Origin of the sequence: Frankia sp. AvcI1, from assembly GCF_001420875.1 — a bacterium.
Classification (GTDB): Bacteria; Actinomycetota; Actinomycetes; order Frankiales; family Frankiaceae; genus Frankia; species Frankia alni.
The window spans coordinates 412,780-427,733 of the sequence record NZ_LJFZ01000001.1 but is presented as its reverse complement, the minus strand read 5'-3'; the positions used below and the strand labels follow the sequence as shown (position 1 = coordinate 427,733).

The following is a 14,954-nucleotide window of genomic DNA, read 5'->3' as shown; positions in this document are numbered from 1 at the left end:
GCACCGTGCACCTGCCCGTAGAGCAGGCCGAGCAGCTGGCCCAGGACATCCTTCACAGCGTCGCNCTCGCCCGCGCACTCGACGGTGGGGCCCCCGTCCACCTCCACCTCATCACCACCTGACGATCAACGCGGATTATGAGCGGAACGACCGCTCATAATCCGCGCCCCGTACCTTGATCGCCCTTGCCGGCGGCCGGCCCGCGCGCCAGGGGGATGCGCGGGCCAGCGACGCCGGGTGCCTACGCGAGCGTGACGATCAGGCAGTCCCCGGCCAGCTGCCCGGAGGCGATCTGGCGNCCAGCCTCGGCGACCACTTCGTGGATCACAGTCCTGTCGCTTTCCACCAGCCCGACGTCGTGGATGTGAAGCGCGTCAGGGGTGGTGTTCACCGTGAAGCCGTTCTCTTCCAGGGTGCGTGCGATCTGCTCGGTGTCGATGGTCATGGCGCTTCCCCTCCATTCTTTGCTGACATTGGTAAGTATACACTATATGAGCCGGGAGGCAGCGCCCCCCCACCGTGCGGCGGGGAGCGCCTGCCCCGCTTCCGCGGGGCAGGCCAACCCTCAGCTACCGTCGGCGCGGCCAGCCCAGGCGTTCGCCAACGCCTTCGCCGCCTCGATGTCGGGCAGATGCGCAGCGGCGCACAGCTTGCGGTTCTCTCGGACCACCACCGCCCACTCCGGGCGGGACGGGTGCCAGGTGATCAAGTCCTGCCGGACGGTGTAGCCGATCACGAACGTCCGGCGGGCGACAACCTTCCGGACCCTGCGGGCCGTGTTCCAAGACGCCGCCTCCGGCGTCAGGACTCGCTCCATCGCCGCCAACCGGCGGGGGGTGAATCCCTGGCCGCCGCAGGTCTCCCCGTGGATCTGGTGGGGGCGGAAGCGTCCCGCGCGGCCGCGCGGTGCCTGCGCAAAGCACACCGGGCAGCGGGCGTCACCGGCCGACTTAATGATCTTTTTGAGGTTCACGGTTCCCCTTCCTCGTTCTTTGTTGACATTNGCAAGTCTATACAACATTCACGAACGGGGCAAACCGGTAGGCCGATGCCTGCCGGCTCGGATATGCCGATGGCCGGCACCCATCCCGGGTACCGGCCATCGGACCGTGCGGCTACCCTTCCAAACGGATCACGGTGAACCACGTCAGCTCGGTCACCTCAGCGACCACAAGGCCGTGGGNCCACAGGGCCGCCTGGATGTCCCCGACCCCGTACCCGGCCGGTATCTCCTGGACGCGTAGCGTGTGCGCGTCCAACACCGAGATGGACAGGTCCCGGCAACGAAGGGCTTCCACGCCCTCGTTGAGATGCCGCACGTCATTGGGCGTCCAGCCACGCGGGTGGACGATGAAGTGCATGTCGAAGCCCTCGGCGTCGAGGAGGTATCCCCAGAACGGGAAGGTCCCCCGGCTGTCCTTCGGCTGGATGACGGGGTCCCCGATGTTGATGGCGATGGTCGGCCCATCGGGCACCACCACCTCGGCGACCCGCATGATCCCGCTGGGCGCCTCCTTCGTGAGCNCGACGTGGGTGTCCTGAAAGATTGCGTCGTACATGACCGCTCCCTTCGTGTTCTTTGTTGACATTGGTTAGTCTACACGATTTATAGTGAGCGGACAAACCGCACCGACGCGGGACCGTCCCCTACCCCAACCGTCCGCCGGCCACCCCCTTGCATGGGGTACCGGCCGGCGGACGCCGCGACTACGCCTCCAGGTGGAACGTGAAGGTTCCGTCCACCCCCAGGACCTCGGCGACAACGAAGCCGAAACGCTGCAGGGTGCGCCGGACAACCGCGACCTGTGCGGCGTCCAACGTGTCCAGGCAGCGCAGCCGATTCGCATCCACCACGGCGAAGGCAAGACCCCCCTGGCGCACCGCACGAACCGCCGGCAGCAGGTCCTCCACGGCGCGCGGCGTCCAGCCATACGGGTGGATCTTGAAGAGAATCACCTCCTCCTCGGCGTCAAGCAGGCTCCCCCAGACCGAGGGCTCCCCAGCGACGTCCCGCGTGGACCCGCCAGTCCGGGCAAGGATGCGGACGGCGATGGTCTGGCCGGTCGGCAGGACGACCGGGGCGATCTCGCCCAGGGTGATCGGGACGTCGGCGGCGAGGGCGACGTGGATGGGCTTGTTCGGCATTGCAGCTCCTCTCGATGTTCTTTGTTGACATTGGTTAGGTTATACGAATATTGGAGGCGTGGGCAAGCGATAACCGCCCGGGCGGCCTCCCCACCCGGCCAGCCCGCGGAAGCAGGGCCCGTCCATCGCGAGGACGGCCGTAGGGGACGGCCGTCTGACGACGACCGGCCCCTACGGGGAACCGCTGTCCGCTACCCCGCGGTCACGAGTTCGGCGATCCTGATGGCTCGCTGTCGGCTCTCGTTGGTCTTGACCACCGACCGCGCGAAACGGGTCTCGGGCGTCTTGGAGCGACGGACATGCTCGTCCCATTCCGACGCAGCCTGCACCAAGCCGTAGGCGGTATGCGCGACGGGTGCAGTCGTCGGGGAGGCGAGGATGTCCCGGATCTGGCCACGTGNCACTGCGAGGTTCTCCAACTGCCGGTCGCTGGTCGCCCCCGTCGGGTTCGGGATGAATTCGTTGACGAACATCTGCTGCTGCCGCGGCGTGACGGTCATCCCGAGCAGCCGCTGCGCAATCTCCTGGTAGGTGGTGAACTCCTTCCGGACCCCCTTGATCGCCTCCTTGGCCTCCTCCAGCCGGTCCCGCCACTTGTCGTTGTGGCGGAAGGAGAACACGGTTCCGTTTGCCTCGTCCCGCATTTCGGACAGCTTCCAGGTGTTCGCGCACACCACACGAACCGCGGTGTGGGACACCGAGCAGGAGCCCTGCCCGTCATGCCTGTTCCGGATCAGGAAGTACGGCAGCGTGAGGGAGTTGTCCCCCGGCAGCGCGATGGGCTCGTTGAGCTTGATCAGANCCCAGNCCGCGCGCCCTTCCTCCAGGACCCCGCCGGTCTCGTACTCCACGTTTGCGAGACCGAGGAACGCCTCCACGATCTCACCCATCTCCGTGTGGTCGATGAGCGTCCAGCTTTCCCGCGGGTGGGAGAGTTCCAACCCAGTGTCCGAACGGACGCACCGCTGGAAGGCGGTGCTCTGCGTGAAGTCCCCCACGACGTCCGGGCCCGGCTCGTACACCTGCCGGCCGGTCGGGATGTGGATACCGGAGTAGCCGAAGGAGGGCACCAGTTTCNGGTCCCAGGTGAAGCCGCCGGCCTCTCGGNCCTCCGCCCAGGTCTTCGGCCGCTCAGCCAGTACGTTGCCCAGCCCGTGCCAGGCCGGCTCGCGGTAGAAGAACCCGGTCTCGAATTCGTGCGCCATGATCCGATCCCTTTCGTGGCCGCTCTTTGCTGACATTGGTAACTCTATACCAACGGGGGTGTCGGCGCAAACCGGCACCCCCGTCTTGGAACTACAGGTCAGGCGTCCTGCTGTGCCTTCCGGCTCTCCTTGACGGCCTNCACGCTGGTGTCCAGGACCACCGTGCGCTCCCCGTCCGCGAACGTGGCCCGGAAAATCTCGATCCCACTACCGGACTGCGTGAACGACTGCTCCAGCACACGGCGGATGCCCACGACCTGAGCGGCCCTCTGCAGCATCCGGTGCGCCACCTTCTTGTCGTTCGTCCNCCCGACCACCCGCCATTCCGAGTCCCCCTGCGGGGTGAGCAGCACCCGCTGGGCCAGGATGTAGAACCCGCCCGGGTAGCACTTGATCCCCTTGCACGGGCCGTCCTGCGGGATGAAGGTTGCCTGCGACCGCGGCTCCCCGGTGCCCTTGGCCCGGGTGCTGGGCTTGCGCTGCTGGGCCTGGGCCTTCTCCGCCTCCAGGCGGGCCTGCTCCTCCAGCTCGGCGACCAGGTCGTGGTCGCCGGCCATCCGGGCCAGCTCGATGCACTGGGCGTCGCTCAGGTCCGCCGCGTTCTCGATGGCCCGCTCCTGCAGGACCTTGCCGGTGCCAGTGGCCAGGCGGACCGCGGCGGGAAGGCGGTCGGAGGTCAGGGCCTGGGCGTACAGCTTCTCGGCGGCCTCCTTGCGGGCCCGCTCGCCGACCTTGACCCAGCCGTCGGTGTCCAGCTCAAAGACGATGTAGGTGGTGGCCATGGTGTACGTCCTTCCGTGTGGCGTTCTTCGTTGACATTGGTAACTCTATACGTGTCGCGGGGGACGCGCAAACGATCCGTGCACCAATTTTCACCGACTGCTATCGGGGTATGACCTCNCCCCACACCGCCAGCACGTTCATCACCTCACGCACTACCCCCGGAGCCCACCGCACCCCGGAGTGCCACAACGCCGGCACCGTCACCACCCCTTGCCCGACGTCGGTGACCACCCCTGCCTGGTCCCCGTCCGCTGGCCGTGGGCGCCACCCCTCCACCACCCGTGCCCGCTCCATCACGTGTACCTGCGGCCACACCGCCTGCCAGTCCTCGTCCCATCGGGCCAGTTGACGGGCCGTGTCCAGCCGGCGCGGTCGGGTCTGCCGCACCAGCGCCGAGCCGGCCCACCACCACTGCGCCCTGCCGGGAATCGGGTAGGCGTACACCAGGCGACGTACTCGCCNCCCGTAGAACGCCGCCCGGTAGGGCAGTTCCGCGACCTGCGCCGGCAACGCCAGGCGCACCGGGGCCGACCATCCCCACATCACTGCCCTCGCCCGCGCGCTGCCGTGGGCCTGCACCGTGACCGCGCCCGCCGGCCGACCGGCACGACGTCGCTCGGCGAACCTCTGCCGCGCCGCCTCAACCACCCTGGGCACGTGCACCGCGAACGCCGGGGCATCGGCCAGGGTCACCCCAGGGGCCAGCGGCACCGTGCGGTAGCGGCCTTGGTGGGGGGGTGCCTTGTGCGCATACACGTAGCCCACCTGTTCCACCGTTCCGGCCGGCAGCCAGCCGTCTCGAGCCCACTGCCCCCACCCGGCCAGTCCGGCCTGGCTGCGTGCGTCGCCGGCCGGGTACACCAGACCGGTCGAGGCCCGCCACGCGACGTACGGGGCATCGATGTCGTGCCAGGTGAACGGAACACCTTCCCGGTCCAGCCGGAACGCCAGGACAGCGCCGAGNCACCCCATCCCCTCCAGGTGGATCATGCGCACAGTCCGGCGTCGAACAGCCCCGGCACGTCCGGCAGGGTCACCTCGGCGGCCACGTCCACCCGGTGGACCAGCNCCCCCGCCGGCGGGCCCTCGGCCAGGCGGCGTGCCCGGGTGGCTGCCCCGCGTACCCATCGCTCATCCTGTCCCGCCGCGCGCCNGGCCCGGCGTTGCGCCGCGACCTCCGTCCCGTGCAGGTAGACCAGCTCCACCGTCCAGCCGCCGGCGACCGCCGCGGCCAGAAACCGCGCGCAGCCCAGCCGGGCGCCCTCTCCCAGCAGCAGCGCCGTCTCCCGGGCAGCCTGACCGGATCGGACGTAGCGTTCCGCAGCCACGACCNCATCCATCGGCAACGCATCGGTACCGGAGAACGCCCGGCGGCGACGTCCCAGCTCCACCGCCACCACCTGGNCGCTGCGCCGGTCGGCCAACGCATCCCGTCCCGGCTGGCCCGGCAGCGGGGNCCGCACCCACCGGGCGGTAAGGGAGGCCATCAACGTGCTCTTCCCGACCCCTGGTTCCCCGATGAGGTAGAGCAACGTCCGCCTACCGCGTGCAGATGATCCCCTGCCGGGCATAGACCCGTTTCCTCTCCCGATCCACCCCCGACCAGCCGCCCCGTTCCCCGAGGTAGGCCGCCGGCAGCCGGGCCGCCCGCGCGGCGAACGCCGCGGCCGTCAGGTCGGACGGCACGCGGGTGAGCTGCTGCTGCATGGCGTCGATGTCGTGGCCCAGGTAGTAGTGGCCACGGGTCAGGCTGTGGAGATCGCACAGCGACGTCTCCACCTGGCCGATGTCCGCCTCGCCCAGCCGGCGGGCGAGCCTGCGGGTGTACCGGTCCAGCACCTGGATGTCGACCGGCCTGTTCCCCTCGGGTAGCCGCGGGTAGAGCAGCGCCAAGCCCCGCCGCGGCCCGGTGGAGTGCGCATGCCCGGCGTCCGNCACCACCGTCGGCACGTCGAGGACCTTCTGCGCCAGCTCCGCGGTCTTGTAGGCCGCCCACCGTCCGTTGCCCTCCACCTGGGCGACGTGCTCGTTCAGCCGGCGCCAGTCCGTGCCGCCGGCGTCCAGCCAGCCGGCCGGGCCGCCGTGCCGGTCGAAGGCCCCCAACAGCCCGGCCCAGTGGCGGGCGAACTGGCGGACGTCGCGGTGCGCTCGCCGTTCGGTGCCGGTCGGCAGCGTCAGCAGCCCGGGGCGCGGCCCGCCCGGTACCGGCTGCGCGCCCCACGCGGCCAGCGCCGAGCCCAGCTGGTAGTAGGCCACGTGCAGGACGACCAGCCACACGGCCTGGTCGCGGTCCAGCCCCGCGGCCCGGATCACGTGCCGCAGCACGGGGTACACGGGGTCGATGTCGCGGGTGGTCACCTGCAGCCGGTGNCACCGCGCGTAGGTTCCGAACATCTGTTCGCTGTGCGGGGTGGGGGTCATGGGAGCATCGGCTGTCCCGCGGCGAGCCGTGCGGCCATCTCCCGCTCGCGCTGGGTGCGTCGCTGCCGTGCGTAGGCGGTCTCCTCGGCCGCGCTGTGGCAATCCTTCATGCCCCGCAGGGCGTAGAAGACGACGCTGGCCCGGTAGCCGTCGGGCTGCACGGTGCGCATCGGGGTGACCCCGTGGACGTGCTGGCGGCCGACGAAGAACAGCGTCCACCCGTCGCGGCAGGCGATCACCTCGCCCCACTCCGGCAGCGTCAGGTAGCCGCCGCGTACCCCGCGGCGCAGGACCGGCATCGCGCTCCACGTCGAAAAGTTGAAGCGGTCCCGGTGGTAGGGCAGTGCCGACGACCGGTTGATGACCCCCGATGTCCACAGCCGGCCGCCGCCCAGCCGCCAGGAGGGATCGACCTGGGTCATCGTCTGCGCGTCGCGGGCCACGATGCTCGGATCGATCTGGTCGAGCGTGCGTTCCAACAGCAGGGCCCACCGTTCCAGGACCCGATGCTCCTGGGGGCTTTCGGCCGCGAGCCGGCCGATCTGGCAGCCTTCCCGCCCATACACCGGCCGGCGTGGGGTGAAACCGAAGTTCCGGCTGACGTTCTGGGCGCCGTTGGCCCGGCTCAGGGCCTCATAGCGGATGTGCAGCACCGCGCGTCGCAGGGCCGTGACCTGCTGCGGTTCACCGGCCGGTAGGTAGGCGAACACCGGGGCGCCGTCCTCGTCGACCGCGACCGTTGCCTCGGTGATGGTTGGCTCGGCAGCGGCGGCCCGGGTNCCGATGAGCTCGCCTGCCTGCTGCGGGCTGAGTCGGCGCCTGGCGGGCACCACTGTCCAGTCAGGCATCCGGCGGGGCCTGTCCGACGGCATCCGCAATGAGCGCCAGGACCACGTCGGCGTTGCTGTCCAGCCCGCGTTGCTCGGCGATCTCTCGGAGCTGCTGGACGGCCCACACGTACCGCGGGCCCTCCCAGGACAGGACCATGATCCGGGATGCCTGGTCGTCGTAGCCGTCGGCCAGCTCCGCCAGGCTGGTGGAGCGCCGCTGGTTGCGGTCCGTCGGGTCGGCCCCGCCGGTCCGGGGGGCCGCCTGCTCGGCGGGGTCGTCGTCCCAGCCGCCGCCGTCTTCCTGGAGCCCGGCCAGCAGGTCGTCCAGTTCCGCGTCGTCGTAGCCGATCAGCCTGCGCAGGTCCGGATCGACCGCATTGATGTCTCGCAGCGTCTCGGCCAAGGTGGCGGAGTTCCAGCCGCCCAGGGCCGGGACGGCGTTGAGGGCTACCCCCAACGCCTCAGCGTCGTCGTCGGAGCGGGAGGCCCAGCCGACCGTGACCGGCACGAGCCAGGCCCCCTCCTGGTCTACCGTGATCCCGTCAGGGGGTGACTGGTCCCTGCGCTCCATTACCTCCAGGGCCTCCAGGCGGCCGTGGCCTGCTACCAGCCGCCCGGTCCGCCCGTCGCGGACGACGCTCTCCACGAAGCCGAAGCGTCGGATCAGGTCCACCAGACGCGGAAGGTCATGTTCTTTGGGGTTGCGGGTAGCCGGGACCACGTCCCGTACCCGCACGTACTCCAGCTCACGGGCGGCCATGGAGCCCATCATCCACCCCATGGGGTGACCGTGGTAGCGGTGAGGGGTAGAGGGTTACCCTGCTGCGCGATGCTCCGCGACGACCATCTCCACGTCCGGGTGTTCCGGCGTCCACGTGCCGGTCCACACCGCCGTGGTGGTCACCGCTGTGGGCTGCCGGACCCCGCGCACCGTCATGCAGCCGTGGACGGCGGTGATGACGCAGCCGGCCCCGACCGGTGCCAGGCAGTCTTGGACCGCCGAGGCGATCTGCCAGCCGAGCCGTTCCTGCACCTGCAGGCGCGCGGCGTAGTCCGCGACGACCCGGGACAGTTTCGACAGCCCCACCACCGGCGCGCCCGGGGCAGGGCGGTAGGCCACCGTGGCCCGCCCGACGATGGGAAGCAGGTGGTGGGCGCAGGTGGTGACCAGGTGCAGGCCGGCCACGACCACCAGCCCGGGGTCGTCCGGCGCGGTGAAGGTGCGGGCCAGATGCCGCCGGGGGTCGGCCTGGTAGCCGGCCAGTGTTTCCTGCCAGGCTCGGACTACCCGCCGGGGGGTGTCCGCGGTGTGGTCGGCCTCGTTCACCTCGAGCGCGGCCAGCAGTTCCTCNACCGCGGCCACGGCCCGCGTCGTGTCCATCGGGGTCAGTGGCCTCTCTGCTGNCCCCAGGCCAGCACGTGCAGCCTGTGGCTGGCGTTCAGCCCGGCTGCCGCGGCGGCCTCCACCACCGCAGGCCAGGTCTGAGCCAGCTGTTCCACGCTGGNCCCTTGCGGCATGGCCCACACCTGCCCTGCCGGCCAGCCCCACCGTTCGGCCAGCCGCGCGGCTTCCTGGACGTCGTCCGCCCCCTCGCACACGATCTTCAGGTGTGCGCGGCCGTCGTGCTGGGCGGCCAGGGCCGGCCACTCTGTGGCCAGGCGGGCTCGCTGGCGGCCCCGATGCGTACCGGCGTTGCGCAGCTTCGGGGATACCACCCACATGGCCACGTGCTGCAGCGACATCGGGGTCGGGGGGACGGTGCCGTTGGTCTCCACGTGGATGGTGCGCTGCTGCTGGGTCAGGGTGCGCAGTAGCGCCGTCCAACCCGGCCGTTCCTGGTGGAGCAGCGGCTCACCCCCGGTGATCACGACCAGGTCGGTGGTGACCTTCGCGGCGATGGTCTCCACCGCGGTGGACGTGATCTCCGTGCGGAGGTCGAACNGGGCCCCGTCCCACGTGTACGAGGTGTCGCACCAGGAGCAGGACAGGTTGCAGCCGCCCAGACGCACGAAGGTGGCCAGCCGGCCGGCTGCCGGCCCCTCACCCTGCACCGTCGCGCCGAAGACCTCCGCCACCGGCAAGTGGACAGCGCCGCCCCGCGCGCCCTGGTCGGGGCGGGGCCGGTGTGGGCCGCTCACTGCGCGGCTTCGCGGTAGAACGCCCACGTGCGCGGGGNTTCCGACACCCCGACTGCCACCCGTACCCCGTCGGGTATCGCCACCAGCTCCCGGACCTTCCCGGCCAGGTACTGGGCCAGCAGCTCCGCGGTCGGGTTGACGTCCAGGCAGGCATTGAGGTGCTGATGGTCCAAGGTGGCATCGATCCAGGCCCGGACCGGACTCAAGTCCCCGTAGTCCAGCAGGAAACCGACCGTGTCCAGCGAATCGCCGTGGAGCTGGACCTGCACGGTGTAGTTGTGGCCGTGGAGACGGGCGCATTGGTGGTCGCCGTCCAGCCCGGACAGGCGATGGCTGGCGGCGAAGGCAAACGTCTTGCTGATCTCAAAGGCGGGCATCGTCAGTCCCTCGCGGTGGTGTAGATGGTGGTGGAGTCGTCGTGACCGATGGAGTCCAGAACGCCCTGCACAGCCAGGTGTACCGCGTGCAGGGTGTAGTCACCGCCCCACTGCTGCCATTGCGGGGCCGTCCATCCGTCGAACGCCGCGAACAGCCGATCGGTCACGTCCTCATTGGTGGCATCCCGGAAAATCTGGTCGGTGAGCTGTTGCAGGCGTTCCCGGATGGCATCGTTGGTGGCTTTGAAGGAGGGGTAGCCGTGGGGACCGGTGGACTCATAGATCAGGGTCACGGAGCNGGTGTGATAGTGCCCGCGCAGGTTCATCGCGGTGTTGACGTTCCCGAAGAAGACCGGGAACGGTCCAACGGCGACAGTTCGCCTCATGTCATGGCCCCTATTCCCTTGGCTGCACGGCCAGTCCAGGACTCTGATGCGTCGGCCAGATAGATGTGCAGGCCGGCGGCGTGGCGGCGGTGTGCCTCATGCCAGGCGTCGGCCAGGTAGATCTGCGGACCGGCCGTACCGGGTGCCCCTGCTGACACCAGCGCGGGCTGGGCCACAGCCGGCCGGGGCGGGTAGCCCCGGCCTGGAGGCAACGCGACCGGGCCCAGGCGTGCGGTGAGCCACTGGCTGGCCCGGTGGAACGCCACCGCGCAGGCCCCGGCCACCCGTTCAGGGTCGTAATGCCGGCGGCTGACAGNGGCCACAGGCAGCCCGTAGGCCTCCAGCACGTGGTGATGCTTCCGTGCGGAGTCCACCGAGCCCAGCCGACACTCCACCCACCGGCCGTCATGGAACAGGTTCACCCGGCCNTAGCGCACGCCGGCACCCCAGGTGGAGGAGTCCACGGAGTAGAACCGGTAGCGTTGCAGCAGCGGCCAGACGGTCATGCCGAACCCGTGGAATACCGCGATGCCCTCTGCCATGCGGAAAACCTGGTCTAACCAGGGGCGCAGGACGTTCACGCTGTTACCGAGAAGCTTCCCCAGGGCGATATAGGTGTAGCCTTCGTTCAGGTAGCGTTCCAGGACGCTGACCGGCTCGCCCGTGTGAAAGACGGGCATGGGGTGGAGCCCGTGGACCTCTTCCAATCTCTTCTGGTTGTCGTAAGTGGCACGCGGCGCCCAGATCACGTCCAGGTTCGCGTAGATGGTGAACCAGTGGGACCAGCGTTTGACCCATGCGGCATATCCGTCGACGCTGATGTCCAGTCCCAGCGTGCGTGCGCTGTGCGCGCCGGAGTCGGCGAAGAATCTCAGCCGGGGTACGGGCAGGCCGCCCAGGAAGGTATCCAGGTTCAGGGTGCGGGCATACACGTAGGACCACAGCAGATTCATGGTGGGCGGCCCCCCGGGGGTGGTCGAGTCGGGGGGCCTCATGTGAGGTGGCCGGTGGAACGAAGATGGGCGATCAGTTTGTCCGTGTCCGAACGCCCCGGGTAGCTGGACAGCAGGGCATGCCAGGCCTCGAACACGTCGCTGGACACGGTCAGCTCGATGCGCGGCATCAGGTCCTGCGGGGCGCCTGCACCAGCGTCGGGCGCGCTGTCTGTCCGGCCCGCCGCGGCGGGCTGAGGGTGGGGGCCGGGGGGTGCGGCTGGTGCCGGTGGATCCCAGTTGTCGGGGTCCAGCAGGGTCAGCAGGTTGGTCAACTGCCGGTCATCCCAGCCGATGAGAGCTCGCAGGTCGGGATCGGCGTCGTCGATCTCGGCCAGGATGCTGGCCAGTTGGGTGTGGTCCCAGCCCCCCAGCTCCGGCGCTCGGTTGAGCGCGGCCCCCAGCGCCTCCGCGTCCCCATCGGAACGCGATGCCCAGCCGACGCTGACCGGCAGCAGCCACGCGCTGTCCTCGTCGACGGCGATGCCGTCCGGGGGTGACTGCCCGTCCTGCTCCATCGTGAGTAGGGCTTCCAGCCGGCCGTGGCCGGCCACCAGCCTGCCGGTGCGCCCGTCACGGACAACGCTCTCCACGAAGCCGAAGCGACGGATCAGTCCGCTGATCCGCAGCAGGTCATGATTTTTTGNGTTGCGGATCGCGGGCACTACATCACGAACCCGCACGTACTGCACCTCGCGCGCTGCCATACCCCTATCCTCTACCGCTTTCCCCTAGACAATCACCCCTATGGATGGGGTGGAGGGGTGATTGCCGGTGGCGGGCAGGACCTGGCCCGGCAGGTCGACGTCCTGCTGGCCCGCCTGCCCCCTGAGCTCCACAGCCGAGCACGCCACGAAGCTGCCCGGCTGGCCCGCAGCCGGGTGGAGGAGCAGACCCGCCGAAACCGGATGGGCTTTTACCGGGATGAGCCGGTGCGCTGGGCCAGGGACCGCCTGGGCGGAGTCCACCTGTGGTCGAAACAGCAGGAGATCATCAACGCGTTGCGGGTCCACCGCAAGGTTGCGGTGCCGTCCTGCCACGACGCCGGCAAGAGCTTCGTGGCCGCGGCCGCGGTCGCGCACTGGCTGGACACCCACCCCCCGGGCAGCGCCTTCGCGATCACGACGGCACCGACGTTCCCGCAGGTTCGGGCGATCCTGTGGCGGGAGATCCGTCGCCTGTCCCGGCTGATGAACCCGCCGCTGGGCCGGGTGAACCAAACCGAATGGCTGATCGATGACGACCTGGTCGCGTTCGGGAGAAAGCCCGCCGATCATGACGAAGGGGGTTTTCAGGGCATCCATGCCCAGTACCCGCTGGTCGTGCTGGACGAGGCCGGCGGTATCCCCCAGCAGCTGTGGATCGCCGCGGACTCCATCGCGACGAACGAGAACGCGCGGATCCTGGCCATCGGCAACCCCGACGACCCAAGCAGCTACTTCGCGCAGGTCTNCGAGCTGCCGTCCTGGCATGTGATCACCATTCCGGCCGCGGCAACGCCCGCGTTCACCGGAGAGCCGATCCCCGACGAGCTGCGGCAGGCCTTGCTGTCGCGCACCTGGGCGGAGGAGAAGCGGCGGGAATGGGGCGAGGACAACCCGATCTACATCTCCAAGGTCCTGGCACGGTTCCCGAAGGATGTGGCCTGGAAGGTCGTCCGGACCTCCGATGTCGCCCGATGCCGCGTCGGCCGTGACCAGCCCTGNCCGGCCGCGCGGCTGCGGCCGGTCTGCCTCGGGGTCGACATCGGGGAGGGCACCGACTGGACGGTGGTCCGGGAACGCCGCGGGGTCCAAGCCGGCCGGGAGTGGCAGGCCCGCACCCCGGAGCCGGAACAGGCCGTGGAGCTGATCGGCCAGGCAGTGCTGGCCACCGCGGCGAAGACCGTCAACATCGACGCCGGGGGGCCGGGGTGGGGTATCGCCGCAGCACTGCGGAGCTGGCTGAAGCAGCACAAGGTGCGCGGAGTCGCGGTCAACCCGATCAGGTTCGGCGCGGCCTCCCGGGAGCCGGAGAAGTACGCGAACGTGCGCGCGGAGCTGTGGTGGGGGGTCGNCCGACTCCTCTCCGAGCAGCGCGGGTGGGACCTGTCTGCGATGGAGAATGCGGATGCGACGATCGCGCAGCTGCTGGACCCCAGCTGGAAGAAGGGGGCCGGGGACCGAATCGTGATCGAGTCCAAGGAGCAGATCCGGGAACGCACCGGCCGGTCTCCCGACAACGCCGACGCGCTGCTGCTGGCCTTCGCGCGTCGCGGTGGCCCGGTGGAGGTGGAGTCCNCCGACGACAGCGGGGCTCGTCTGCCGTCCGGTCCGCATGGGGGTCGCCAGCCAGGACGGCCTCCCCAACCCCTTACAACGATGTTGTAGATTCCGACTAGAATGGGCCCATGAGTCGCAATAATGCACATCATCACGATGGCTTCGTGTCAGATTCCGACGCGGGCAGTGCGGCCGGTGTGCAGAGAGTCCGCGAGAGGCTGCGCACCATCCGCCAACTCCGCGGGCTGACGCAGCAACAGGTCGCCGACCAGTGCGGGCTGACANGCACTGCGGTCACCGATCTGGAAAGCGGTCGTCGCCGCGACATCAGCCTGGGCCAGGCGCTGGTCATCGCCAGCGTNCTGGACGTCAGCCTGGGCCGACTCCTGGATCCCGAACCGCTGGACATCGTGCTCGCCCGCGTCGAATGACCGCGACACCGCGCAACAGCGGCCCGCACCGGGTGCCCGGACCTTGTCTGGCTCGGATCGCCCGCACTCATCATGCCGGCCCAGCCGGGCCGGCTCACCTCCACGAAAGAAGATCATGGATATCGTCCTATTGCCTTCCCAGCCCGGCAGGCTGGCCAACGACCTCGCCCGGCTGGCCGGAAAACCCGTGATCGGCATCGGGCTGCGCTTGGAGCTGGCCAGAGCCTGCGTGTTCGTTGTCTCCGGCCCCGAACCTGCGGTNNAAGCCGCGATCCTGCTGCGCACGGCAGGCTGGCCAGACCTCCCGATCCCACACCGGGGCGACGGGGGGACCAGCGAGGGCCGTTCGCCGCACGGCACCACTCAGGACGCGGTCCTAGCCGCCCACGCTGCGGGACGCTACGCCGTCGAGCGGCCCAGCCCGGATACCTTCGCCGCCATCGCGATCCTCAGCGGCCTGCCGATCACCCCGGAGGTGACCAGCCGTGCACTTCAGATCGGGCAGGCGGCCCGCCGCGGTGATTTCGCAGGATCGGCCGGCTCCCAACTGCGCGTTCTGGACCCCGAGGTGGCCGCGCTGGCAGCAGCCGCTCAGGATGATCGAACGAGCCCCGAGCGCCGCATGCTGATCCACTGGCAGTGGCTGGCCTGCGGAGAACTCCCCGGTCACGGAGCTTCACAGCAAGGGCATANCGTCCCCGTCGTGATCCCCTCCCAGAGTGATCGTGGGACGATCTGGCCATGACGGGGACGTCAGAACATCGTTTGCTACGTGTACAGGCGGTCGGCCCGCTCCATCAGGTCCTCACCTGCGGGAGCGGCCCGCGGGAGTATCGGAACCGGCCGTGCCCGGCCAATGGCGTCTCCCCTGACGACGCGGCCCTGGACGCGACGATGCCGCTGCGGCAGCCGTCGACGCGGTGAACCGCGCGCCGGACCTTCCCCGCCGCGGAGGTGACCAGCAGCCCGGAGGGCCCCCGGCCA

Annotated in this window: 4 protein-coding genes and 2 pseudogenes; all 6 read right to left on the bottom strand. The window is 69.8% G+C overall.

Translation table 11 applies throughout. The features are described 5' to 3' along the window. Positions 1–1,707: 1,707 nt before the first annotated feature. Positions 1,708–2,145: a hypothetical protein gene (locus UK94_RS01780; protein ID WP_055748419.1), complete on the bottom strand. Its 438-nt coding sequence runs from the start codon at positions 2,143–2,145 to the stop codon at positions 1,708–1,710. A gap of 1,513 nt (positions 2,146–3,658) precedes the next feature. Further along, a partial coding sequence (locus tag UK94_RS01770) for a hypothetical protein (protein WP_235486087.1) occupies positions 3,659–4,132 on the bottom strand: 474 nt, incomplete at its 3' end. Between the two features lie 3,262 nt (positions 4,133–7,394). Next, the gene (locus tag UK94_RS01745; RefSeq protein ID WP_055748412.1) at positions 7,395–8,144 is read right to left on the bottom strand and encodes a hypothetical protein; all 750 of its coding nucleotides are present in this window, start codon (positions 8,142–8,144) and stop codon (positions 7,395–7,397) included. Positions 8,145–8,890: 746 nt separating this feature from the next. Further along, positions 8,891–9,326 (bottom strand): annotated as a pseudogene (locus tag UK94_RS01735) (hypothetical protein); the annotation flags it as partial. Between the two features lies 1 nt (position 9,327). Continuing rightward, positions 9,328–9,436, bottom strand: a pseudogene (locus UK94_RS72580) (hypothetical protein); the annotation flags it as partial. A 125-nt stretch (positions 9,437–9,561) separates the two neighbouring features. Continuing rightward, the coding region (locus UK94_RS01730) for a 6-carboxytetrahydropterin synthase (protein ID WP_235486084.1) at positions 9,562–9,900 on the bottom strand (339 nt) is incomplete at its 3' end. Between the last annotated feature and the right edge of the window lie 5,054 nt (positions 9,901–14,954).